A 23026-nucleotide genomic window follows, 5' to 3' on the forward strand; every position below is an offset into this window, starting at 1 on the left:
GGATGAAGTATAAATTTATGAATTATGAAGTGGGAAGTATTAAGTGGGAAGTTTAAGTCCTAACTGTTTATCAAGTTTTTAGTCAACCTTAAGTTAGCCATCGCTAAACCCATTTCATCGTTCATTCCTCCTGGTTCATCGTTTATCCTTCATCCTTCACCCTTGAACTTTAGGAGCTATTTCTTTGTCCCATCAGAGCTAGCTGTATTTTCTGGAGCATCAAGCATGCCATATTTCCGCATAAAGCGTTCAACTCGCCCTTCCGTATCAATAATTTTCTGGGTTCCTGTGTAGAAGGGATGATTCCCAGACCAAACATCTACGTGAAGTTCTGGCTGAGTTGAGCCAACGGTCATCACAACTTCCCCGTTGCAATAGACTTTGGCTTCTGGGTACCACTCTGGGTGAATATCTGGTTTTGGCATAGTTCCTCCTTTGCTTTGTATTTTACAATATAATTAGCTAATTATCCATTGCTAATTGTTAAATTCTGGTAAGGATATGCGCTACACCACAGGCTATAAGCCTGTGCCACGCACGCTACTTGAGGTGCTATCAGCCCCTTAGCAGTCAGCTTTTCAATCCTGTCAAACTTAGGCATGTGGCTTAATATTGCCCATACATTAGCTATTGTGGGCAACCCTTAATCCGCTAATTTATTAGCTTATTTATTCTTGCTTTTAGCTAAAAGTTTATTCGGAATGGCTGATAGCTGATAGCTAAGGTTTGAATGCTTACAAATTTTTAATTACCATGTTGAATTTTAAATTAGCCAGCTGATAATTTATCGCTTCGAGTATTGGGGGGCTTTCCGAGCTTTTTTCAAGCCATATTTCTTGCGCTCTTTTGACCGTGGGTCACGAGTCAAGTAGCCTTCTATTTTAAGAGGTTGGCGGTTTTCTGGGTCTAGTTCGCACAAGGCTCTAGCCACCCCTAGACGCACAGCATCAGATTGTCCGGTTAAGCCACCACCGTGGGCATTGACTAGGATATCGTACTCATTTTCCAAACCTAAGGTTTCCAAAGGTGCTTTCAGGCTGGCTAGGTACATGGGGTTAAAGTTAAAGTAAGCGTCCCCTGGACGTTTATTAACAATCAACTGACCGCTACCGGGAACCAAACGCACTCTAGCGACTGATGACTTACGACGACCAGTTCCCCAGTAAACAGCGCGACCTGCTTGTTCTTCTGCTTGCATTGGTTTTAGCCTCCTGGAATTGTTTTAATAGTTAGTTCTTGGGGTTGTTGTGCTTCATGGGGATGGGTCTGACCAGTGTAAACTTTCAGCTTCTTGAAAAGTTGGCGACCCAGAGAGTTTTTAGGTAGCATACCCTTGACAGCTTTCTCGATAATTCTTTCGGGTATACGTGCTTGCAATTGTGCAAAGGTTTCTGTCTTCATACCGCCAGGACGACCGGAATGGCGGCGGTATAGTTTTTGCTCCCGTTTTCTGCCAGTTACCATAACTTTTTCGGCATTGACAACAATCACGAAGTCACCAGTATCCATGTGGGGAGTGTAAGTAGGTTTGTTCTTCCCCCGCAGAATGATGGCTATTTCACTGGCTAGTCGTCCTAGACGCTGGTTGGTGGCGTCTACAACGTACCACTTTTTTTCGATTGAGTCTTTAGTTGGTATGTGGGTTTTTTCCATCGGTTCAATCAATATCAGGTTTACGGTTGGGTTGAAAGGTTGTCCCTTGTAGCTTGGCCTTAAGGCCCACGCTTCACAGGTTGTTCTACCCCAAGGAGCCCTTGTCGGTTAGTAGGTTGACAGTAAAAATTGAATGTTACTTATCTTTAGAAGTAGCCTTCAGGCTTGTTACCTGTCACCTTCACCCCCTCTTCAACCTTGTTACGTGTAGTCTTCAACCCGTCAATTGAGGTAATATAAATTTGGGTTGAGAATCATACCATATTTCTGGGGGAAAGGGGCATTCCGGGTAGCCAACCCTTAGCAAGCACAAGCCTTTGGCTGGGGAAGCGTGTTTCACCTTGTCCCGCTGTTGGTTAACCCAGATGTCAGTAAACTGTTCTGGGGTTAGCTTCCCTATTCCCACTTGTACTAGCATTCCTACCAACAGACGCACCATACCATATAGAAATCCGTTAGCTTGAATTTCTATATGAATAAATGATCCATTGCGGTAACATTCGGCTGCTTGCACATTTACCCAGGAATGCGATCGCCCCGAGTTGCTTCGGTGAAAGGCTGCCAAGTGATGCTTACCCAGCAGTGGTTTTAAGGCTGCCTGGATCAGGGATTCATCAAGAGGAGCTTGATAATAGTGCCAACAAAAGGGTTGGACAAACAAGTTAGGGCAGGCGTCGGTATAGATTGTGTATCGATAACGACGCCAGATGGCACTAAACCGAGCATGCCAGTCTGGTGAGACTAATGCTGATGCTCGGACTAAGATATCCTCTGGCAGTCTACTATTGAGTATGGCTGCCCAGCGATGGGCTGGTATGGGACCTGTGGCATTAAAATGAGCGACTTGGGCAGCAGCGTGAACCCCTGTATCAGTACGACCAGCACCATATAGGGTTATGGCTCGCTGTTGCACGGTGGACAGAACTGTTTCGATTTCCGACTGAACACTGCGATGCTTTGGTTGTCGCTGCCAGCCATAAAAGTTATTACCCAGGTATTGAATAACCAGGGCAATTCGCTGGATAGCTTTAGCATCGTTGGCAGACATCATGGATTAACGATTAACAATTGACATTTTTAATGGTTAATTGCTTTAATTGTTAATTGCCTCAGACTAGTTCAATAATAGATATTTCAGCATTATCACCACGACGCCGCACCGTGCGCAGAATTCGGGTATATCCGCCATTGCGATCGCCATATCGCGTTTTCACCTCAGCAAAGAGGGAGTGAACTAACTTTTTGTCGTAGAGATAGGCAATTGCCCTACGTCGGGATGCCAAGGAACCATCCTTGGCCAGGGTAATCATCCGCTCCACCTCCGAACGAATGGCTTTTGCCCGAGCTTTAGTGGTAGTGATTCGACCATGACGCAGTAATTCAGTGGTCAGGGATCTCATCAGAGCCCGACGTTGATCTGCTGGCTTGCCCAGTTTTGGCACACGACGCCCGTGACGCATTTTTTAGCTTCCTCCTTTTTTTTGAACAAGATTTGCCTTTATTCCTAGGGTTTAGACTAGCTACTTGCGTGCTTCTCCAGTCCCTTAAGTTTAATTGTTGTGGTTAAGTCTTAGCGGATTTTTCGTGGGGCAGTGTAATTCCTAGACGTCGTTGCAGAGCTTCAATCACTTCTTCAGCCGACTTTTGACCAAAGTTTTTGATTTCTAGGAGGTCTTCCTGACTATAATCGAGCAAATCGGATACAGAATTTATCTGTGCTCGTTTCAGGCAGTTGTAAGCCCGAACCGAGAGTTGTAATTCTTCGATCGGGATTTGGCTGGTGGGATCGTCATCATCACCATAGTCATCTTTAATAGATTCGAGATTAATATCCTTGAGAGGATTGAACAGATCCACCAGGGTACCAGCCGCTTGAGATAGAGCTTCTTGGGGAGTTATACTACCATTGGTCCAGACCTCTAAAGTTAAGCGATCCTTTTCCAGAGCACCATCAATGCGAGTATTCTCAACGCTGTAATTTACTTTAGTCACCGGCATGAACACAGAGTCAATCTGGAGGAAATCTACCGCTGTTGATTCATCATGCCCCCGTTCCACAGAGCGATATCCTGTACCTTTTTCGATGCGGAACTCCATTTCCAGCTTAGCCCCTTCTGCTAAGGTAGCAACATACTGACCTGGAGCAATAATTTCCACCTCCGAGGGCAAATCAAACTGAGCAGCTCTCACAGTGGATGGCCCAGTAATCATCACTCGACCTATCTGAGGTTGAGAGGTGTAGCTTTTGAGGACAACTTCCTTCATATTCAGCATAATTTCCAGGACATCCTCTCTGACTCCCTCAATTGTGGCAAACTCATTGTTTACGCCAGCAATCCGGACAGCGGTCACTGCTGCCCCTTCTAGGTTGGACAGCAAAACTCGTCTGAGGGCGTTGCCAACCGTTGTGCCTTGACCACGTTCGAGAGGCTCTAGGACAAATCTGCTATACTGACTTTGGTTCTTCAGTGTTTTGGATTCTACACACTCAATCTGAAACTGCGCCACAGAGTGACCTCCCTCTATTCATAAGACCCCTTTAACCGAATACAGGTTGAAGGGATAGTAAGCCAAAGGGTAAAAAGGGTAAGAAGTTCCTGATGAACCTCCTCCTTTCAAGCTACTTTCCTTTCAACCTAACGGTCGCAAAAAATATACTCTTATACTCGACGCCGTTTGGGTGGACGGCAGCCGTTATGAGGAATTGGAGTTACATCCCTGATTAGGGTGATTTCCAGTCCGGCTCCTTGCAGGGCCCGAATAGCGGTTTCTCGACCTGCTCCTGGTCCACTCACCATCACTTCCACCTGACGCATACCTTGGTCTATGGCTCGTCGGGCAGCACTGTCAGCAGCGGTCTGAGCAGCGAAGGGAGTTCCTTTTTTTGCCCCCTTAAATCCACTAGAGCCAGCTGAAGCCCAAGAGACTACATCCCCTTTGGTGTCAGAAATGGTAACGATAGTATTATTGAACGTAGACTGGATGTATGCTATTCCATTGGGTACATTGCGTTTCTGCTTTTTTGTACCACCTTTTTTTGTTGGTCGCGCCATGTCACTTGACTTTACTCTATCGGTGATTGATTATCTTGGGGTTGAGTAACTTGAACAATTTTGTCCAAAGTCTTTTGTCCAAAGTCCTTTGTCCAAAGTGACTAACAGAAGGTCTCCTGGCAGTTACTTTTGACGAATGACCAATGACCACAAAGCTGTGGTGGATAGTTGAGCTGACTAGAGCTATTACTTCTTAGCCGGTGCTTTTTTCTTTCCAGCGATAGTCACTCGTCTACCGCGACGGGTACGGGCATTAGTGCGGGTTCGCTGTCCTCTCACGGGCAGTCCCATGCGATGACGACGTCCGCGATAGGTACCAATATCTACTAGGCGCTTGATGTTCATTGACTGCCAGCGCCTTAAATCCCCTTCCACCTGATAATTTTTTTCGACAGCTGCTCTGAGGGCAGCCACCTCAGCATCGGTCAAATCCTTAACCCTTGTATCTGGGTTAACTCCTGTTGCTGCTAAAATGTCTTTAGACCGCGACAGACCGATTCCATAAATGTAGGTCAGACCTATTTCTACACGTTTATCGCGAGGTAGGTCTACACTGGCAATCCGAGCCACGCTTGCTTCTCCCTTGACTGAAGTTTTGTGCTACAAATTAAATGTATGGATTAAGTGTATGGATGTGAGATTTATCCCTGACGCTGTTTGTGCTTGGGATTGGGGCAAATTACCATAACTCTACCGTGGCGTTTAATTACGCGGCACTTCTCACACATTTTTCGGACAGATGGTCTAACTTTCATCTCTTTTTTTTCTGGACACAATGCAGTTGGTTATTATATCTTTTTTTAGGTTGACTTGTCAAATTTAACTTATTTTTAATAAAACAGAAGTCGCTGCTAGTTTTACTTCTTACGCAGGCGGTAGGTAATCCTGCCTTTGGTTAAATCGTAGGGGGTTAGTTCAACTTTGACCCGGTCTCCAGGCAGAATTTTGATGTAATTCCGACGGATTTTACCGGAAATATGAGCTAGGACATTAAAGCCATTGTCCAAGTCAACCCTAAACATGGCATTCGGCAGGGATTCAGTCACCGTGCCTTCCATTTCAATTAAGTCTTGTTTAGCCAACGTGTTTTAACCTCAATACAACTATCCCCCTATGTTCTAAATTTTGATTATTTAATTCAGGGAGTCTTAACATATTTTATCAAATCCAAAATTATACCAACTAAAATAATTTTCCACCAACTTTGGAGTAGTGGGGTCAGGTAAGCATTTTTACCGTGGCCTAGCTCAAGGCATAGGTGACACCGGTCGAACCATTAGAATAACCATTAGTCTAAATTAGTCTAAGTATTAGGCTAATGGTATTAGCTACAATAGGGTCAGATCATGGCTGACCTGCCGGACGCAGGGGGTTTCCGACTTTCGGCATGGGCTTACCCTAAAATGATTACCCTAGAACTTGTTTAATCGATTCGGTGACTTGCTCTAAGGAGAGATCACCATTAATAGATTTTAAAGCGGAGTGTTCTTGGTAAAACTTCACCAAAGGAGCTGTTTGAAGGTTATAGACCTCAAGACGTGTGCGGATAGTTTCCTCATTATCATCTGTACGTCCCTCCTTACGACCCCTTTCCAATAGTCTGTCGATCAAAACCTGATCTGGAACTTCCAGGTTGATGGCACCATCAAAAGTTTGGTCAAGCTCCTGCAACAGGTCATTCAAGAAATGGGCTTGGCTGACGTTACGGGGAAAACCGTCTAAAATCCAACCTTTTTGAGCATCGGGTTGATTTAGGCGATCGCGGATTAGATCTATGAGCAACTCGTCAGGCACCAATTCTCCTTTATCCATATAGGACTGAGCTTTTTGACCCAGGAGGGTTTGAGCACTTACAGCCCCTCGCAAAATTTCCCCGGTGGAAATGTGAGGAATCCCTAGTTGTTCAGCCACAATTTTGGCTTGAGTTCCTTTACCTGCTCCTGGAGGTCCTAAAAAGATTAATCTTTTCATGTGTCATGTGTCATGGGTGATGTGTCAGTTGGTTTTTGTCCTAGGCAATGAACAACAACCAACTGACCCGAAAATTTGAGGCTCATCCACCTAAAAAAGCTGCTGCGCCCATTGCCCAATCGGTTTACTGCTTGACCATACCTTCGTAACGCTGGGAAATCACGTAGGTTTGAATTTGCTTGGCTGTATCGATGGCAACCCCGACCAAAATCAGCAAGGATGTGGCACCTAATCCCCTAAATGTGGTTACACCAGTGGCGCTTTCGACTGCAGTTGGTACTACAGCTACCAGTCCTAGGAAAATTGCTCCTAATAAGGTCAGTCGGTTCAAAACTCTCTCTATATATTCACTCGTAGCCCTTCCTGGTCGAATACCAGGGATACTTGCCCCCATTTTCTTCAAATTCTGGGACATATCTACTGGGTTTATAATCAGGGAGGCGTAGAAGTAGCTAAAGAACAAAATCAAGACTAAATAGACAGCAACATAGACCCAAGGAGTTTGACCATTGGGGTTCAGATAATTGCCAATCTGGATTAGGACTTGATTGATTGAGCCTAACAATCCATTGCTATTATCGCCACTAGTTATCCCAGCTAGAGATGTGGGTAGGATTAAGACGGCTGAGGCAAAGATAATTGGCATCACGCCACCTTGGTTTAGCCTTAGGGGCAAATAATTTTTCCGCTCCCGGTAAAGGCGCTTACCAACTTGACGTCTGGCAGTAATAATCGGAATTCGTCGGCTTCCTTCTTGCACAAAGACAATACCGACAATCATGACTAAGAAAACTAACAGCAGCACAATTACCTTACCCACCGTTTCTCGACCACCGGTCTGAGCCAGTTCAATGGTTTGACCCAAGGTGCGGGGCAAAACAGCAACAATATTGACAAAAATCAACAGTGACGCTCCGTTGCCAATGCCTCGTTCGGTAATTAACTCTGATAGCCACATCACGAACATAGAGCCAGCCGTGAGGGCAAGGACAGTTTCAAACACGAAGAATGCGCCTGGTTCAACAGCAAACCGCTGTGCCCACAACGATAAGCCAATACTTTGAATCACAGACCAGCCTAGGGCAACATAACGGGTAATCTGACCGATTTTTCGACGCCCTGCTTCACCTTCATTTTTCTGCAAATTTTCTAAAGAAGGAATTGCTGCCGTTAGCAGTTGTAGGATAATCGAAGCATTAATATAAGGCAAAATTCCCAAGGCAAAAATCCCTAGGGCGGAAAAACCACCACCAGAGAAAAAGTCCAAAAGACCGACAAACGGGCTATTCTGGAGTTCTGCTGAAAATCTGGCTCGATCAATTCCTGGTACAGGAAGAAAGACACCCAAGCGGGCTAAAATTAACAAACCAACGGTGACAAGCAGCCGACCTCTAAGGCCAGCCGCTTGAGCCATTTGCATAAACGTCTCTTGAGCAGTTGGGGCTTTGTCTCGACTGACAGTCATTTAAGGTACCTCTTGAAGATACAGGAGCATAAGGGCTAAAGGGGTTACTTAGCTATAACTTCCCAGCTGCCACCAGCCGCCTCGATTTTTTGGCGGGCACCACTTGTAAAGGCAGCAGCTTTTATATTGAGTGGCACATTCAGCTCGCCATCACCGAGTAGTTTTAATGGACCATCATTGGTGGTGACTAAACCTGTCTCCAACAAGGATTCCAAAGTTACCTCAGTATTGGCGGGAAGTGATGCCAACTTACCTACGTTGATTGTAGTGTAATGTTTGGGGTTAATGACCGTAAAGTGTTTTAACTTGGGTATACGGCGATATAAGGGCATCTGACCCCCTTCAAAACCAGGTCTTGTCCCTCGACCTGAACGGGATTTTTGACCACGCATTCCAAAACCGCAGCTAGCCCCTTGACCAGCAGCAATGCCACGACCTACACGGCGTCGGCGCTTTTTGGAGCCTTGTTTGGGGACTGCATCATTGATTCTCATCGTTTTTTGTAAGGATAAAAATGTTTTTTTCTCTGATTGACGGCTGACGCTAAACCGTCAACCTTGAGCATATTACTTTTATTTCTACCTAGCTGGTTTTTAATCTATGCATAGATTTGTTCAAGGGGAATGTCCCGTTCTTGAGCCACCTCTGAAAATGTGCGCAGGGAATCAAGAGAGTTGATTGCTGCTCTAGCATTATTGAGGGGGTTATTGGAACCAAGCTGTTTAGCTAAGACATTTTTAACTCCAGCTAACTCAAGTACTGTGCGCACAGCACCACCAGCAATCACACCAGTTCCGGGAGCAGCAGGTCGCATGATCACTTTGGCTCCCACAGCCCTACCTCTAGATGGGTGAGGAATGGAATTAGTTTTGGTTAAGGGTACATCAATGAGTTGCTTTTTGGCATCAGCAACTCCTTTACGGACAGCACCAATTACATCACTGGCTTTGCCTACACCAACCCCCACCTGACCTTTTTCATTACCTACAACTACGATGGCGCGGAAGCTCAATTTTTTACCCCCTTTGACCACCTTACTAACGCGGCGGATTTGGATAACCCGCTCTTGCCAATTACTTTCTTTTTCTTTAGAGCGGTTGCTTTTTCTACGATTTGCCATAGTTCGCTATAGATTAAATCATGATAGTAAGTAATCAAAAATTAGCTGATTTATCGTTGCTAATTTTTAATTGCTAATTGCATAATTGCAATTGTCAGTTGTCAACTTTTAATTAGCAGTTACTAAAAATCCAGCCCGGCTTCACGAGCAGCTTCTGCTAAAGCTTTGACACGACCATGATATAGGTAGCCCCCACGGTCAAAGACCACTTTCTTGAGACCTTTTTCTAGTGCTCGTTGGGCAACCAACTGACCCACTTTAGCTGAGGCTTCACAGGTGGCTCCAGATTTGAGTTCAGATCTCAGAGCTGGTTCTAACGTTGAAGCTGCCACTATGGTATGTTGCTGATTGTCATCGATAACTTGCACATAAATGTGCTCATTAGAGCGAAATACAGCTAATCTTGGGCGTTCAGCAGTACCACTGACTTTCCGGCGTACCCGCCTATGTCTGTGTCGTATAGATTCTTTTCGAGTAAGTTTCATAGTTTACTTCTTACCTGCTTTACCAGCTTTACGTCTGACTATTTCACCGGCATATCGAATGCCTTTACCTTTATAGACTTCTGGGGGTCGAACTGCACGAATTTTTGCAGCTGTGTTGCCTACAACTTCTTTGTTGATGCCACTGACAATGACGTTGGTGTTGTTTTCAACTTTGACTTCAATCCCCTCAGGAGGAACGATCTCCACTGGCTGGCTGTAACCAACGTTTAAAATTAGATTTCGACCTTTCACTTGAGCTCGATAACCGACTCCCTGAATGTCCAAACGTTTTTCAAACCCTTTGGAGACTCCCTCAATCATGTTGGCCACCAGAGTGCGAGACAAACCATGACTTTCACGGGCGGTTCGGGTTTCTTCGCGCCGGGAAACCTCTACAGTTTCACCAACTTGCTCAGCTTTAATTGTATCTGGCAAAACCCAATCCAGTTCACCTTTGGAACCTTTGACCTTCACCTGTTGACCGTCTATTGTTACAGTAACTTTACTGGGAATTGGTATAGGGCGCTTGCCAATACGTGACATAAAATTATCCTCCTAACTAAAGAAGTATGAAATATAAAGGTATGAAGTATGAAGTATGAACTATGTCATGAATTGGTTAATCAGCTAATCCGATCAATCCTAGGTTGTTATCGGACCGTTTGGCATATACTGAGCTGATTATTGATCGAACTGATGCTCTAATCTACAGGGGCTTTCAGCTGATAGCTGGCAAGCCTAGATTTTTAAGTAGCGAGTCAGCTGACGGCTCTTAGTAGATCCTTCATCCTTCATGCTTCATCCTTTACCATACGTAACACAGAACTTCACCACCAATTCCCCGACGCCTTGCTTCCCGGTCGGTCATGATGCCATTAGAAGTAGAGATAATAGCAATCCCAATCCCTCCCAAGACTCTTGGCAGTTCTTTACGGTTGGAGTAAACTCGCAATCCAGGTTTACTCACCCGCTTCAGGGATCTGATAATTGGTTTGCGATTGTTGCCCTTGTATTTTAGGGAAACAACTAAGTATTTTTTGACCCCTTCGCCTGCTTCCTCAAAATCAGTAATAAAGCCTTCTTCTTTGAGTACTTGGGCAATCGCCCGGGTCATTTTAGTTGATTGTACATTTGTTGTTTGATGCCGAACCAAGCAGGCATTTCTAATGCGGGTCAGCATATCTGCAATTGTGTCGTTTGCCGGCATTGTTCCTTCCTATGATTACAGGCTTATTTATCCCGGAAAGGCATTCCCATCTCTTTGAGTAAGGCGCGACCTTCTTCGTCAGTGTTGGCAGTGGTGACTATGGTAATATCCATACCACGAATCTGATCGATACTGTCGTAGTCTACTTCTGGAAAAATGAGTTGCTCTCGCACCCCAAGAGTGTAGTTACCACGACCGTCAAAGCTTCTAGGGCTAAGACCCCGAAAGTCCCGAATTCTTGGCAGGGCTAAGTTAATTAGCCGCTCTAGAAAGGAGTACATACGCTCTGAACGGAGGGTAACCGTGACACCAACAGGCATCCCGGCACGGATTTTAAAACCCGCGATCGCTTGTTTTGCTCGTGTAACCACCGGTTTTTGACCGGTGATGATGGCAATTTCGCTCACCGACGATTCCAGAGCCTTGGCATTTTGAGATGCCTCTCCTAATCCTCGGTTAAGACTAACTTTGACTAATTTCGGTACTTGATGAATGTTTTTGTAACCGAATTGTTCTTTTAATTTGGGGACTATTGTCTCCTGGTATAGGATTTTTAACCCTTTTGTCATAGTTTTTTTCCTTTGATTTCCCTGGGCTTGGTCAGGGCAATTGTCATTAATTATTAGTCATTGGTCATTGCTTATTAGCCATTAGTAACTGCCAAGAGTAATTTTTTTGTTACTTTTTTGAGTACTGAGGACTAAGGATTAAGCACTAGGGACTAATTAGTCAATAATCTCACCAGTTTTTTTGAGCATCCGCACCTTACGACCATCGTCGGTAAAGGTATAGCAGATGCGGCTAGCAATTTTTTCTTTATTCGAGTAAAGCATAACGTTGGAGCTATGGATTGGAGCTTCAAACGTAGCAATTTGACCTTTCTCACCTTCTTGTTGAGGCTTGACATGCTTAGTTTTGACGTTAACTCCTTTGACTACTACCTTGCTAATTTTGGGTAGCGTCCGCAAAATCTCTCCAATTTTGCCTTTATCTCGACCGGCAATCACTTGTACCGTGTCGCCCTGTTTAACGTGCATTTTGTAGCGTAATGGGGTATCAGTTTGTGCCTTCTTGTGTTTACTTGGCATCAGAGTACCTCCGGAGCAAGGGATATAATTTTTGTGAAGTTTTTCTCTCGCAGTTCCCGCGCTACAGGGCCAAAAACGCGGGTACCTCTGGGATTGCCATCTGCGTTTATAATTACTGCTGCGTTGTCATCAAAGCGAATACTCATACCGCTTTCCCGACGTAGGCCCTTGCGGGTGCGCACAATCACAGCCCTAACTACATCTGACTTTTTGACCCCCATATTTGGAATGGCATCCTTGACCACACCAATAATTACATCACCCACACCACCGTAGCGCCGATTTCCTGCACCAATAACGCGGATGCACATTATTTTTCTGGCTCCACTGTTGTCAGCAACGTTTAGGTAACTCTCTTGTTGAATCATCAGTGTTCCTCCTCTAATAGAGTAATCAGTTATGAGTTAAACGATTTATGAGTTAAACCTTGGGTTTGTTTCCAATTCCGAAAGGATTTTCTTCCGAGATCTCACGCACATTTGTAGGTCGTGGAGAACCCACATCGACTAGGGTTAACTCGCTATTTTGAGGAACTACTGACGATTTCAGCAACCATCCAGCGTTTGGTACGACTTAGTGGTCGTGTTTCTCTAATCCGAACGCGATCGCCTTCTTTACATTTATTTTCCTCATCATGAGCTTTGTATCGCTTGGTACGCACAACAATTTTGCCGTACTTTGGGTGGGGAGACCTATTTTCAATAGCCACCACCACAGTTTTGTCCATTTTGTCGCTGACCACCAGGCCAACTCTCTCTTTTGCTGCCATACTATTCCTTATGCTTCTGATTCTGATTGTGGGGTATCACTTTGTTCTGATTGTGGGGTATCACTTTGTGAGGTATCTGTTGATTCTTTCTGTTTAGCGAGTTGCCGTTCTCGTTCTACTGTCATTAGCTGAGCGATTCGGTGCTTAAGATGCTTAAACTGGTGAGGTTTTTCTAAGCGTTTGGTTGCCTTTTGCAGGCGCAAGTCAAACAACTGACGCTTAGCTGCTAAGATTTCCTGTTCTAGTTCGGCATCGCTCAGACTTCTAGCATCTTCTATCTTGGGCAGAGCCATAGCTTATACCTTTTCCCCTTCACGAGAAATGAACTTCAATTTAATGGGAAATTTGTTAGCGGCCAGACGCATGGCTTCCCGAGCAACTTCTTCGCTTACCCCAGCGATTTCATAGATAATCCGACCGGGTTTAACTACTGCTACCCAAAACTCTGGGGAACCTTTTCCGGAACCCATACGAGTTTCTGCGGGACGCATGGTGACTGGTTTATCTGGGAAAATTCGAATCCAGATTTTACCACCACGACGAACGTAGCGGGTCATAGCCCGACGACCTGCTTCGATTTGGCGGGAGGTAATCCAAGCTGGTTCTGTGGCTTGCAGAGCATAATCACCAAAGTTAATGGTACTGCCACGAGTGGCCATACCTTTCATTCGTCCCCGGTGCTGTTTGCGATATTTTGTTCTTTTTGGACTTAACATAATTTGTTCTTTGTTAATTGAAAATCGAAACTTGAAAACTGACAATTAACAAGCAAGCAATTCTAAAATGACTAGTCATTAGTAACTAGTCATTTGACCGGTCTTCAAACTGCTGGCGGCGTTTTGGCTGACGGCGACGAGGTTGAGCTGTGTTAGGGGTAGGCTTTTCTTCTTGACCAGGAATCACTTCCCCTTTGAAAACCCAAACTTTAATGCCCAAAATTCCATAAATGGTTTGGGCCGTTTTGTAGGAATAATCAATATTTGCCCGGAGGGTATGGAGGGGAACTCGTCCTTCACGAGTCCACTCGCTTCGGGCAATTTCAGCTCCATTTAACCGACCACCTACCTGAACTTTAATGCCTTGGACATCAGCCCGCTGAGCCCGCTGAATTGCTTGACGAACCACTCGTCTGAAGGAAACTCGGCGCTCTAGCTGTTGGGCAATGTACTCGGCAATTAGGGTAGCATCTGCATCCACCCGTGATACTTCCACGACATTGATGCGAATCTGACGATTGTTGCCCAGGGCTTTTTGCAGACCGACACGCAAAGACTCAATACCACTGCCACCACGACCAACAACTACCCCAGGTCGAGCTGTATGAATTTCTAAATCAATCTGGTCAGCTTTGCGCTCAATCCGGATGTCGGAAATTCCAGCATTATTGAGGTTTTTGTCAACATATTGTCGGATTTGGTAATCTTCCTGCAACAGAAGCGGATAACGCTTTGAGTCGGCAAACCAGCGAGAGCGATGCTCTTGCGTGATACCTAGCCGAAAACCAATTGGATGTATTTTCTGTCCCACTGTTCTTTTCTTTCCCTATTATCGAGCCATAGCGCTATTAGTGTTTGCCGTTGGTAATTCTCAATTAACTCACTAACTAATCATCTACTTCTGGAGAAACAGCCACGGTGATATGACAGGTTGGCTTGCGAATCTGATAAGCACGACCTTGAGCCCTTGGTCGATATCGCTTCAAGCTTGGTCCCATATCCGCAAAAGCTTTAGTGATGTATAAGCTAGCCGGGTCAATACCTGAATTGTGTTCAGCATTGGCAACAGCGGAGCGTAGTACTTTCAATACTGGTTGGCAAGCCCGGTAGGGCATGAATTCCAGAATGATCAGAGCTTCCCGATAGGAACGCCCCCGAATTTGGTCAAGTACTCGCCTGACCTTGCTTGGAGACATTCGAATGTAGCGTGCGATCGCTTTAGTTTCTGCTGTAGTGTCTATCGCCATCGTTCCATCATTTGCTTTCTTTATAGCTACTAACTACTGAACTAATCACTTTAACGACGGGCCTTACCATCCTTAACATGTCCCCGAAATGTTCGAGTCGGGGCAAATTCGCCCAGCTTATGACCTACCATCTGCTCATTGATAAAAACTGGTACATGTGTCCGCCCGTTATGAACGGCAATGGTGTGACCTACCATCTGCGGCACAATGGTTGAGGCTCTTGACCAGGTTTTAATCACCTGTTTTTGGCCTTTAGCATTCAAGGTTTCAATCTTAGTCAGAAGACTATCGGCTATAAAAGGACCTTTTTTTAATGAACGACCCATAATTCAACGCTCGTTAGTTTTTAGTTGTTAGTTGGTAGTTAATAGTTGCTAGTTTGTAGTTAGTAGTTGCTAGTTACAACGTTTAACCTGCTAACTTTAACGTTCAACTCCTTAAGAATCGCGACCGCCGCGCCCTCGCTTAGAGGATTTCCGCCTACGCCGGACAATTAAAGAACTACTTTGCTTTTTGACCTTACGAGTTTTGGCTCCCAAGGCTGGTTTACCCCAGGGGGTTACTGGACCACTTCTACCAATCGGAGCTCTACCCTCACCACCGCCATGGGGGTGATCTACCGGGTTCATTACACTGCCCCGTACTTGGGGACGACGGCCTCTATGTCGATTGCGACCAGCTTTGCCTAAACTCAAGTTTCTCGCTTCAACATTACCGACCTGTCCAATAGTGGCGTAGCATTCTTTACGCAACATCCTGACTTCACTAGAGGGCAGCTTTAGGGTGACATAGTCACCTTCTTTTGCTTGCACTTGAGCAGTTGCCCCGGCAGCACGAACAATCTGTGCTCCTCGCCCTGGGATCAGTTCAACGTTATGCACGTTGGTGCCTAAGGGAATATCCTTTAGGGGCAAGGCATTGCCTATTTCGATGGGAGAGTCAGGCCCAGATATGATGCTTGACCCCACTTCCAAACCCACAGGATGCAAGATATATCGCTTTTCCCCATCTTGATAGTAGAGGAGCGCAATCCTAGCATTCCGATTGGGGTCATACTCAATTGCTGCCACTTTTGCTGGAATATTGTGCTTATCCCGGCGGAAGTCAATTACCCTGTATAGACGCTTATGTCCGCCACCGCGATGGCGACAGGTAATAACACCGCGATTATTGCGACCTTTTTTACGATGCTTAGACTTGGTTAGGGATTTTTCTGGCTCAGTCCGAGTAATCTCAGCGAAGTCTGAGACAGTACCCTGACGAGTGCCTGGGGTATATGGTCGATAGCTACGGATGCCCATAACAAGTATTTTTTAATTAGTTTGTCTTGACTAGTTTGTCTTGACTAGTTTGTCTTAACAATTGACAATCTACCAATTGGCAATTAACCAAATTAATAATTAGCATTTAGCAATTAGCCAGTTTTATACGTCTGGGAATAGAGTAATGGAATCTCCTGGAGCTAGGGTAACAATCGCCCGTTTGTACTGGGGTTTGTAACCTACAAATCTTCCCACTCGACGCTTTTTACGTGGCGGACGTAGGGTATTTACTGCCACCACTTTTACTTCAAAAAGACTTTCAATCGCGGCTCTAATTTGTGGCTTTGTCGCTTTGATAATCACATCAAAGACATACTTGTTCTGCTCCATCAGTAGGGTCGCCTTCTCAGTCACAATTGGGCGAATCACCAAATCAGCAAGGTCACGGGGGTTATACTCAGTCATTGTAAACCTCCTGAATTTTGGTAAGAGCCGTGTTAGTGGTCACGATTTTATCAGCGGCTAGGATATCATAGATATTCAAGTTGGTGGCATAAATCAACTTGACAGTTGCTAGGTTACGGACTGACAAATAAACCTTTTCTTCTGGCTGAGCTAGGATTATGAGAACTTTTGACTCAGGCTCAATTCCCCACCGACCAATTGCTGCCACCACATCCTTGGTTTTGGGTCGTGGTAGTTGCTCAACAAATTCCTCTACCACAATCAAATCCTCGGCTCGACTCATAAACGCTGTTCTTAGAGCCAAGCGACGCTCTTTGCGGTTCATTTTCTGGCTATAGTCTCTGGGTTTCGGACCAAAGATCACACCACCACCACGCCATAGGGGTGAACGATTCGAACCAGCACGAGCACGACCGGTTCCCTTTTGTCGCCAAGGTTTGCGTCCTCCACCTCTAACTTCGGAACGAGTTTTTGTACAAGCATTGCCTTGACGAGCATTGGCCATTTGTCTAACCAGTGACCGGTGAACAATGTGGGCAGCGTTTTCTTCTTTGGCAACTCGCATCTGGAGTGTTGCCTGCCCTACTTCTTCCCCTTGCCAGTTTCGCACTGAACAATCTACCATTTGTTCTCTCCTTCTTAGGGACCAAGCATTTAGCAATTAGCTGTTAGCTTTTCAGCACTCAGTGCTAGTAGTAAAAATAAACAGTTACATATACATCAGGCTTACACCTAACGATGAGGGAGCTAATTGCTTTTTCGTTCTGACTAACGTCCGACTTTATTAGTTGGTGCAATGCTCAATAGTGTCCCTGGTTTACCGGGAACTGCACCTTTAATCAGTAGCAAATTGCGCTCTGCATCTATCTTGACTAACTCAAGTTTGCGAATTGTCACCTTGGTACCGCCGTAACGACCAGCCATTTTCTTACCTGGATAGGTACGACCAGGGGTTGTCCCTGCTCCAGTGGAACCTGGGAGGCGGTGGTTTTTGGAACCATGAGCCATCGGTCCTCGCCTGAAGTTGTGACGTTTCTGATAACCCGCAAACCCGCGACCAATGGTTTTACCGCTGACATCGATAATTTGACCAATACTGAACATATCGGTATTGACTGGCTGACCCAGTTCAAAATTACTGGTATCATCCACGCGGTACTCACGTAGGTGGCGTAAGGGTGGGGCGCTGGACTTAGCCAAGTGTCCTATTTCAGGCTTAGTAATTGCTTTAGGCTTAACTTGGTCATAACCAATTTGAATGGCATTGTAGCCATCTGTCTGGTTGGTTTTTATTTGGGTCACAGTGCATGGCCCAGCTTTTACGACGGTTACAGGAATCGCTCTTCCTTCATCATCGAACACTTGGGTCATACCGAGTTTGGTACCGAGGATACCGACAGACACTGGTTTCTCCTTTGTAGACATTGCAGCAGTCTGGCAGCAGGGATATTCAAGAACCTGAATTCCCTTTGTGCCACAAACCTGGTCATTATAAACCTGGTCACTATTTATAGTGGATAAACCTCTCCTCAAAAAATAAGCAGAGAGCCCACTTTTATCCAGCTCGGCATGATGGTCGAGCTAGATTCTCGTTCAATTGCGTTTACTGGTCAGAAAAGGCTATTAAACTCGCCTGACTTCGCTGGGACTTAAGTTGTTCATCACTCAGTATCCCTTGATACACGAAAGTGTAAGCACTGATTGACCCAAAGTAGACCCAAGAACTGATTGGAGTTGTTTAAACCTAACTGTCTTTGACCTACTTTAGCCCTGATGCCAAAATAAACACATGATATGCTGTGTATATTGTCTTGCCTCGAACCTACTTCTCAGCCCACAGCACACGCAGCTAATCAGTTGCTGATGAAGCAACTGTCATAACGTCTCTATCGTATATTGTAGAGTATTTTGAATTGGGTGTCTAGTTAGTTTGAGAAAAATTTGCTTGCTATATGGATTTATGTGAAATCGGGGGATTCGGAGCTCGAAGGATGGAATTCTCGCGCATATGCGATCGCAGTGTCTCGAAACCAAATCATTCACAAAAATTAAAAAACGCGGAAGCCCCGTCTTTTTAAAGCGGGGAGGAAGCGTAATAGCGACTTTAGTCGCCGTCAATTATAATTAAAGAAGACTGAAATAGGCAAAGGCACTCTTAACTTCAGAGTAACGGCTAGGCCAGTAAGTCAGTGTCGGCGAGTGATGCGCAAAACGAAGTATTGGGGCTGTCCGAGAATTGACTCGGTTGTAGAAGCTACGAATGCGAGCAATCCCTCCCATTCGTAGAGTAAGCCAGCCTTGAGGTTCGGCGCTTAACCCTTAGATTCGATAAATTTGGAGTCTAGGCGCGTTGAGTATGCTAGGGCTACTGAAAACCAACGCTCTGGAGCCTGGGCGAAAGCCCCCGTGCTTCAGCCGGGGGTAAGCTTACTCCTCATCCCATTCCCCAGACAACAACACACAATCCCCCACCTGCAATACTCCAGCTTCATCCACCGGATTATATAGTTTCCCTTGTCTACGCAACGCCTGAACCATGACATTGTATTGATCCTGGAGATCAATTGGCTTCATACCGACCAAACTTGAATTCTCTACCAAAGTTACCCAATGCTTAGATCCCTCACTAAGGAAACTGCGACTTTCGATCCAGTCTCTAAACGCTGCTAATTCTTCCGGTTCCCCAACAACTAGCAATCGATCCCCTGAACGCAAAGTCATCTTACCTTGTGGGTAGTGGACAATATCATTACCTTGTTGAATTGTCAAAACTGTTACCCCAGTCACGTTACGGATATCTGCTGCTGCCAGAGTTACCCAATCTAGACGGGAAGTTTGACTCAAAGTCACCCACTCACTGTCGAGTTCTTGGGCAACATCAGTGATCTCTTGCTGCTTTGAATAGGTAGCTTGTTCAGGTCGTACACTCAAATAGCGGTCTTGGTGAATCCGATTGATCACTGACTGAATCATCCCTGGGGTTTCTCCCAATGCTACTAGCACATGGGCTCCCATTTCCAATGCTGCCTCAAATTCCGGTTGCACTACTTCCCGCGCCCCTAACTGGGTGAGTAGGTCAATTTCGCTATTTTTGTGAGAACGAGCCACGATATCCAGTCCTGGGGCAAACTTGAGGGCACGTTTGAGCAACAAGCGGGTACTGCCAGGATCGGGTAGGGCAATGGCTAGGGCTTTAGCTTTTTCTAGATGGGCTTTTTCTAACACCAGTTCCGAGTGAGCATCCCCAAACATATAGGGAATTTTCTCATGTCTCAAGCGTTGAATAGCAGCTTCGCTATTCTCAATCACCAGTACCTGATGCCCTTGATTGCGTAGGATTTTGACCAGTACTCGCCCAACTCGTCCATAGCCAGCCACTACCACATGATTACAAATCGTTTCTGGAATTGACAAAGCTTTAGTACCCTGAAACTGACGCAGGTAGCTTTTCAGAAACGGCAGATTTACCAGGTGGTCTGCTATTCGGGGAGACCATCTTAGCCACATGGGTGTCAGGACTAGGGTAATGGCTGTAGTTCCCACCAGGAGTAGATACTGATCCCTAGTGATAAATCCTAACTCAAAGCCAACCACTGCTAAGACAAAGGAAAATTCTCCAATTTGATTGAGACCAAAACTAGCAATAAAAGCCGTTTTAAAGGAATAGCCAAATTTCAGCACAATCGGTAGGATAATGGCTGCTTTACCCCCCATGACTAACATCACTAAACCGATGATTATGCCGAAGTTTTCGAGCAGCACTTCCGGCTCAATCAGCATTCCTATGGATGCAAAAAATAGACATACAAACGTGTCTTTAAGGGGGATTATTTTGGCAACTGCTTGGTCAGCATAATCAATTTCAGCCATCATTAATCCTGCCACAAATGCTCCCATTTCAACGGATAGACCAAGTCCAGCAGTAATCAAAGCAATCCCTAAACACAGGGCAATTACTGTGATCAGAAATAGCTCACTGTTTTCAGTGCGGGCAATATATTTAATGAGATGGGGAATTATCCAGCGACCGGCGGCTAGAGCAGCAGCTAGAAACACCAACGCTTTGAGTAAAGCAACAACTAAAGCTGAGCCAATATCTGAGGGCTGCTGAAGGGCGGGGATGACGGCTAACATCAGACCTAAACTAAGGTCTTGAGCAATCAAAATTGCCAGCATCACTTGACCATGAAGGGTATTGGTTTCTCCTCTTTCCATCAGGGTTTTAAGAACTACTGAGGTGGAGGAAAGGGAGATGATGAATCCGAGCATTATTCCCGGAGTAAATCCGTCAACCCAACCAAGTCCATTGGCTAAAACTGCAACTAGGGTAATAGTGAGACTAATTTGCAGTAAACTCCCTTTCAGGACAATATCTTTAAATCGTTTAAGCTGGGATAGAGAAAACTCTACCCCATAGGTGAATAACAAAAAAACAATCCCAATTTCAGCTAGGGATTTGACTTGTTCTAATTCGCCTACGAGTTTAAGACCAAACGGACCAACCAATAAACCACTGGCTAAATAGCCTAAAAGTACAGGTTGACGTAGCCGATTGGCAAGGTAGCCTCCCAGAGCAGAAGCCCCTAGAACTGTGGTTAGATCCAGAATTAAATTGTGTCCTGAGGCCATGATTAGGAATGGGTAATCGGTTATTGGTCACAGGCTTCATACCTGGAGGTTTGCCCTTGTGCCCTGATTTTTTTGTAACCTACCCACTTGAACTAAGCAACTTGGGGATCAAGGAGTTGGTAACGAAGGCTCAAAGTACTCTACCCACCTGATAATTTTTTCAGTTATCTTATGACGGTAGAGATTTCCAAGAACTATGGCTTTAGAACAGTGTAACGTTTGTGGGTCTTTAACCAGCACCAACGATGAAATTTGCCTCAGTTGTGGTTATCCAGCTAAAGGTCGGCCAAAGTTAGTTTTTTTCAAGTGGACTGCTATCGGTGTTGCTGTAGTATTTGGTTTATTTCTCCTACTAGGGGTCATTAACAGAGTCGAGCAACACCTCAACTCTCAACCTTCGACACAGATAGACCGATAAGATAGACCGGTAAGATAGCGTTGGGTTCTCAGTCTATCGGTGTATAAGGGAAACCGTGCCAGCACGCAGCAGACACAGCGCGCAGCAAACACAGATGCACTTAGTTAGAAGTCGGGGGAGTAATCAGACCATTAGCTGCGCCAAATAGATTGATGGGATTTTTGCCATCGGTAATCAAAACACTCTGGATACCAAGTGCTTCTAGAAGTCTTGCCTGCATTTCCGGACCTGCTTGTGCGATCGCTTGAATGGTTTGAGGACCAATCGCTTCTACTTTCTGTCGGTATTCTTCACTCTTAATGTGAGCCATACGCTCAGCTTTGGCAATCTCTAGGTTATTAAAGGCTTGTTGATGGGCTAATTCAGCTTCCTGACGTGCTTTGAGTTGAGCTAACTCGATTTCATTGCGAATCCGAGCCGCCTCGGCTTCTTGCTGAGCCAAGTTAACTGCTAATTGTCCTTCAATCTGAGCCGCTTCAGCCTTAGCTCTTGCTTCTGCTGTTGCTTGACCTGTAGACTCAATGGCTATATTTTCTGCTTGTAATTCTAGAAGTTTTTTGCGTTCTGCTTCTGCTGCACTTTGATCCAAAATTACTTGCCTTTCCAACCTGGCTTTCGCTTCTTGCTCAATCCGTTCCGCATCTTGCCGTGCAGCAGCTTCTTGAGCATCAGTGGTAATTTGAATCGCTAGCTGCACTGACTTTTGCAAGCTCCTTAAGGTTTCTTCATCCACTGGCTCCACTGACTGAATATCAATATTGGTAATTACCAGGTTATTCGCTCGAAAACGAAATTCATCTCGAATATGACCTTATTGATCAGTGCCAAACACGGCCTGACGGATAATCCGGGCTGAATTGCGGTGAAATTCATCAAATTTTTCCCCTGCTACAGCACCCCGCACTCGGGATGCGATCGCTTTACCAAGAAATTTGGGTAATCGCGCCCCGTCCTTACAGGACGGCTTTTTTTTGTTCGCAACTGAAGGCTCCAAAGGAGCATCTATGTATTGACAGTTTTATCGCACCGTGTTATGATAAAAGAATAACTAATGTTCTAGATAAACATGATCTTGAATAAGTAGACAGTGTAAAAAACATGTTTTGAGATAATCATGTTGCACAATCAAGTCTAACGATTTGGAAGTCTATGAAAGTCTAAGATCAAAAAAATGTTCATCTAAATTTGTTATGTAAATTTGTTATCTATTTTAGGTACGGTGGGGCACACCGAAACCTAGGTCATAGACCAAATACGCTTGTGGAGAGGAGACCTCTATTTTTCCTGGCTCCGGCAAGGGATAACAAGTCACCCCGTTGTTCGCGTAGCGTGGCCAAAGGCCAAGCAAGAATCCCCGTCCTTCCAGGGCGGGGAGTGTCAACCCGTTGGGATAGACCTTGGCGTACTCCTGATTTTCCCTCCGACTCCTAGTCAAAGCCTAGGCAATTCCCGGCAATTCCCGGAAATCGCCAACTAGG

The 23026-nt window shown here is 45.3% G+C and carries 35 protein-coding genes; 1 reads left to right on the forward strand and 34 read right to left on the reverse strand.

Features of this window, described 5'->3' with window-relative positions; translation table 11 throughout:
- Window positions 1-176 precede the first annotated feature (176 nt).
- From rpmE to BJP37_RS00815, 31 genes are all read right to left on the reverse strand, one after another.
- Window positions 177-425, reverse strand: a complete 249-nt coding sequence (rpmE, locus tag BJP37_RS00665; RefSeq protein WP_075895703.1) for a 50S ribosomal protein L31 — start codon at window positions 423-425, stop codon at window positions 177-179.
- 359 nt (window positions 426-784) lie between these two features.
- Window positions 785-1198 carry a 30S ribosomal protein S9 gene (rpsI, locus tag BJP37_RS00670; RefSeq protein WP_008191157.1) on the reverse strand — a complete coding sequence of 138 codons (414 nt, stop codon included), beginning with the start codon at window positions 1196-1198 and terminating at the stop codon, window positions 785-787.
- Between the two features lie 5 nt (window positions 1199-1203).
- Entirely contained in the window at window positions 1204-1653 is a 450-nt protein-coding gene (gene rplM / locus BJP37_RS00675; RefSeq protein ID WP_070390670.1) for a 50S ribosomal protein L13, read from the reverse strand.
- A gap of 214 nt (window positions 1654-1867) precedes the next feature.
- Complete coding sequence (truA, locus tag BJP37_RS00680) at window positions 1868-2701, reverse strand: tRNA pseudouridine(38-40) synthase TruA (protein ID WP_143727936.1); 834 nt, start codon at window positions 2699-2701, stop codon at window positions 1868-1870.
- Window positions 2702-2762: 61 nt separating this feature from the next.
- Window positions 2763-3113 (reverse strand): 50S ribosomal protein L17, encoded by a 351-nt coding sequence (gene rplQ, locus BJP37_RS00685; protein WP_075895707.1) that lies wholly within the window; start codon window positions 3111-3113, stop codon window positions 2763-2765.
- A gap of 103 nt (window positions 3114-3216) precedes the next feature.
- Window positions 3217-4161, reverse strand: a complete 945-nt coding sequence (locus BJP37_RS00690) for a DNA-directed RNA polymerase subunit alpha (protein ID WP_008191164.1) — start codon at window positions 4159-4161, stop codon at window positions 3217-3219.
- A gap of 152 nt (window positions 4162-4313) precedes the next feature.
- A complete protein-coding gene (gene rpsK / locus BJP37_RS00695) occupies window positions 4314-4706 on the reverse strand; it encodes a 30S ribosomal protein S11 (RefSeq protein WP_008191167.1) in 393 nt (130 codons plus the stop codon).
- Between the two features lie 186 nt (window positions 4707-4892).
- Window positions 4893-5276 carry a 30S ribosomal protein S13 gene (gene rpsM, locus BJP37_RS00700; protein ID WP_008191169.1) on the reverse strand — a complete coding sequence of 128 codons (384 nt, stop codon included), beginning with the start codon at window positions 5274-5276 and terminating at the stop codon, window positions 4893-4895.
- A gap of 71 nt (window positions 5277-5347) precedes the next feature.
- Window positions 5348-5461, reverse strand: a complete 114-nt coding sequence (gene rpmJ / locus BJP37_RS00705) for a 50S ribosomal protein L36 (RefSeq protein WP_075895709.1) — start codon at window positions 5459-5461, stop codon at window positions 5348-5350.
- 102 nt (window positions 5462-5563) lie between these two features.
- Window positions 5564-5788, reverse strand: a complete 225-nt coding sequence (gene infA, locus BJP37_RS00710) for a translation initiation factor IF-1 (protein WP_008191178.1) — start codon at window positions 5786-5788, stop codon at window positions 5564-5566.
- 325 nt (window positions 5789-6113) lie between these two features.
- A complete protein-coding gene (locus BJP37_RS00715; RefSeq protein WP_075895711.1) occupies window positions 6114-6677 on the reverse strand; it encodes an adenylate kinase in 564 nt (187 codons plus the stop codon).
- 124 nt (window positions 6678-6801) lie between these two features.
- On the reverse strand, window positions 6802-8142 hold the full coding sequence (gene secY / locus BJP37_RS00720; protein ID WP_075895713.1) for a preprotein translocase subunit SecY: 1341 nt from the start codon (window positions 8140-8142) through the stop codon (window positions 6802-6804).
- A 44-nt stretch (window positions 8143-8186) separates the two neighbouring features.
- Window positions 8187-8636: a 50S ribosomal protein L15 gene (gene rplO, locus BJP37_RS00725; protein ID WP_070390675.1), complete on the reverse strand. Its 450-nt coding sequence runs from the start codon at window positions 8634-8636 to the stop codon at window positions 8187-8189.
- Window positions 8637-8740: 104 nt separating this feature from the next.
- Window positions 8741-9262, reverse strand: coding sequence for a 30S ribosomal protein S5 (rpsE, locus tag BJP37_RS00730; RefSeq protein WP_070390676.1), 522 nt, complete (start codon window positions 9260-9262; stop codon window positions 8741-8743).
- A 122-nt stretch (window positions 9263-9384) separates the two neighbouring features.
- Window positions 9385-9747 (reverse strand): 50S ribosomal protein L18, encoded by a 363-nt coding sequence (rplR, locus tag BJP37_RS00735; RefSeq protein WP_008191189.1) that lies wholly within the window; start codon window positions 9745-9747, stop codon window positions 9385-9387.
- 3 nt (window positions 9748-9750) lie between these two features.
- Entirely contained in the window at window positions 9751-10290 is a 540-nt protein-coding gene (rplF, locus tag BJP37_RS00740; RefSeq protein ID WP_070390677.1) for a 50S ribosomal protein L6, read from the reverse strand.
- 262 nt (window positions 10291-10552) lie between these two features.
- Window positions 10553-10954 (reverse strand): 30S ribosomal protein S8, encoded by a 402-nt coding sequence (rpsH, locus tag BJP37_RS00745; protein WP_070390678.1) that lies wholly within the window; start codon window positions 10952-10954, stop codon window positions 10553-10555.
- 23 nt (window positions 10955-10977) lie between these two features.
- The gene (gene rplE, locus BJP37_RS00750; protein WP_070390679.1) at window positions 10978-11523 is read right to left on the reverse strand and encodes a 50S ribosomal protein L5; all 546 of its coding nucleotides are present in this window, start codon (window positions 11521-11523) and stop codon (window positions 10978-10980) included.
- A gap of 156 nt (window positions 11524-11679) precedes the next feature.
- Complete coding sequence (gene rplX, locus BJP37_RS00755) at window positions 11680-12042, reverse strand: 50S ribosomal protein L24 (RefSeq protein WP_075895715.1); 363 nt, start codon at window positions 12040-12042, stop codon at window positions 11680-11682.
- A complete protein-coding gene (gene rplN / locus BJP37_RS00760; protein ID WP_070390681.1) occupies window positions 12042-12410 on the reverse strand; it encodes a 50S ribosomal protein L14 in 369 nt (122 codons plus the stop codon). Before rplN ends, rplX begins: the two co-directional genes overlap by 1 nt.
- 152 nt (window positions 12411-12562) lie before the next feature.
- Window positions 12563-12811 (reverse strand): 30S ribosomal protein S17, encoded by a 249-nt coding sequence (gene rpsQ / locus BJP37_RS00765; protein ID WP_071102179.1) that lies wholly within the window; start codon window positions 12809-12811, stop codon window positions 12563-12565.
- A gap of 8 nt (window positions 12812-12819) precedes the next feature.
- Complete coding sequence (rpmC, locus tag BJP37_RS00770) at window positions 12820-13104, reverse strand: 50S ribosomal protein L29 (protein ID WP_008191208.1); 285 nt, start codon at window positions 13102-13104, stop codon at window positions 12820-12822.
- A 3-nt stretch (window positions 13105-13107) separates the two neighbouring features.
- Window positions 13108-13527: a 50S ribosomal protein L16 gene (gene rplP, locus BJP37_RS00775; RefSeq protein ID WP_075895717.1), complete on the reverse strand. Its 420-nt coding sequence runs from the start codon at window positions 13525-13527 to the stop codon at window positions 13108-13110.
- An 85-nt stretch (window positions 13528-13612) separates the two neighbouring features.
- A complete protein-coding gene (rpsC, locus tag BJP37_RS00780) occupies window positions 13613-14338 on the reverse strand; it encodes a 30S ribosomal protein S3 (RefSeq protein WP_075895719.1) in 726 nt (241 codons plus the stop codon).
- Window positions 14339-14414: 76 nt separating this feature from the next.
- A complete protein-coding gene (gene rplV, locus BJP37_RS00785) occupies window positions 14415-14774 on the reverse strand; it encodes a 50S ribosomal protein L22 (RefSeq protein ID WP_071102182.1) in 360 nt (119 codons plus the stop codon).
- A gap of 50 nt (window positions 14775-14824) precedes the next feature.
- Complete coding sequence (gene rpsS, locus BJP37_RS00790; RefSeq protein WP_071102183.1) at window positions 14825-15100, reverse strand: 30S ribosomal protein S19; 276 nt, start codon at window positions 15098-15100, stop codon at window positions 14825-14827.
- Window positions 15101-15211: 111 nt separating this feature from the next.
- Window positions 15212-16075: a 50S ribosomal protein L2 gene (gene rplB / locus BJP37_RS00795; protein ID WP_070390685.1), complete on the reverse strand. Its 864-nt coding sequence runs from the start codon at window positions 16073-16075 to the stop codon at window positions 15212-15214.
- 123 nt (window positions 16076-16198) lie between these two features.
- Window positions 16199-16501, reverse strand: coding sequence for a 50S ribosomal protein L23 (locus BJP37_RS00800; RefSeq protein WP_075895721.1), 303 nt, complete (start codon window positions 16499-16501; stop codon window positions 16199-16201).
- Window positions 16494-17126, reverse strand: a complete 633-nt coding sequence (gene rplD, locus BJP37_RS00805) for a 50S ribosomal protein L4 (protein WP_075895723.1) — start codon at window positions 17124-17126, stop codon at window positions 16494-16496. The genes BJP37_RS00800 and rplD overlap by 8 nt, the downstream gene beginning before the upstream one ends.
- A 143-nt stretch (window positions 17127-17269) precedes the next feature.
- Window positions 17270-17905 carry a 50S ribosomal protein L3 gene (rplC, locus tag BJP37_RS00810; protein WP_075895725.1) on the reverse strand — a complete coding sequence of 212 codons (636 nt, stop codon included), beginning with the start codon at window positions 17903-17905 and terminating at the stop codon, window positions 17270-17272.
- 1023 nt (window positions 17906-18928) lie between these two features.
- Window positions 18929-21130: a cation:proton antiporter domain-containing protein gene (locus tag BJP37_RS00815; RefSeq protein ID WP_075895727.1), complete on the reverse strand. Its 2202-nt coding sequence runs from the start codon at window positions 21128-21130 to the stop codon at window positions 18929-18931.
- Window positions 21131-21326: 196 nt separating this feature from the next.
- Between BJP37_RS00815 and BJP37_RS00820 the strand changes: the two genes are divergently transcribed.
- Window positions 21327-21548, forward strand: coding sequence for a hypothetical protein (locus BJP37_RS00820; protein ID WP_075895729.1), 222 nt, complete (start codon window positions 21327-21329; stop codon window positions 21546-21548).
- A 100-nt stretch (window positions 21549-21648) separates the two neighbouring features.
- On the opposite strand, the gene BJP37_RS00825 is transcribed toward BJP37_RS00820, so the two are convergent.
- The 3 genes from BJP37_RS00825 to BJP37_RS35265 all read right to left on the reverse strand — a co-directional run bounded on the left by BJP37_RS00825 (window position 21649) and on the right by BJP37_RS35265 (window position 22983).
- Window positions 21649-22290, reverse strand: coding sequence for a hypothetical protein (locus BJP37_RS00825; protein WP_229415140.1), 642 nt, complete (start codon window positions 22288-22290; stop codon window positions 21649-21651).
- Window positions 22291-22359: 69 nt separating this feature from the next.
- Window positions 22360-22542, reverse strand: a complete 183-nt coding sequence (locus BJP37_RS42085) for an SPFH domain-containing protein (protein WP_229415141.1) — start codon at window positions 22540-22542, stop codon at window positions 22360-22362.
- A gap of 216 nt (window positions 22543-22758) precedes the next feature.
- Window positions 22759-22983, reverse strand: coding sequence for a hypothetical protein (locus BJP37_RS35265; RefSeq protein ID WP_143727408.1), 225 nt, complete (start codon window positions 22981-22983; stop codon window positions 22759-22761).
- Window positions 22984-23026 lie beyond the last annotated feature (43 nt).

The sequence above is a fragment of the Moorena bouillonii PNG genome, from assembly GCF_001942495.1.
Lineage (GTDB): Bacteria > Cyanobacteriota > Cyanobacteriia > Cyanobacteriales > Coleofasciculaceae > Moorena > Moorena bouillonii.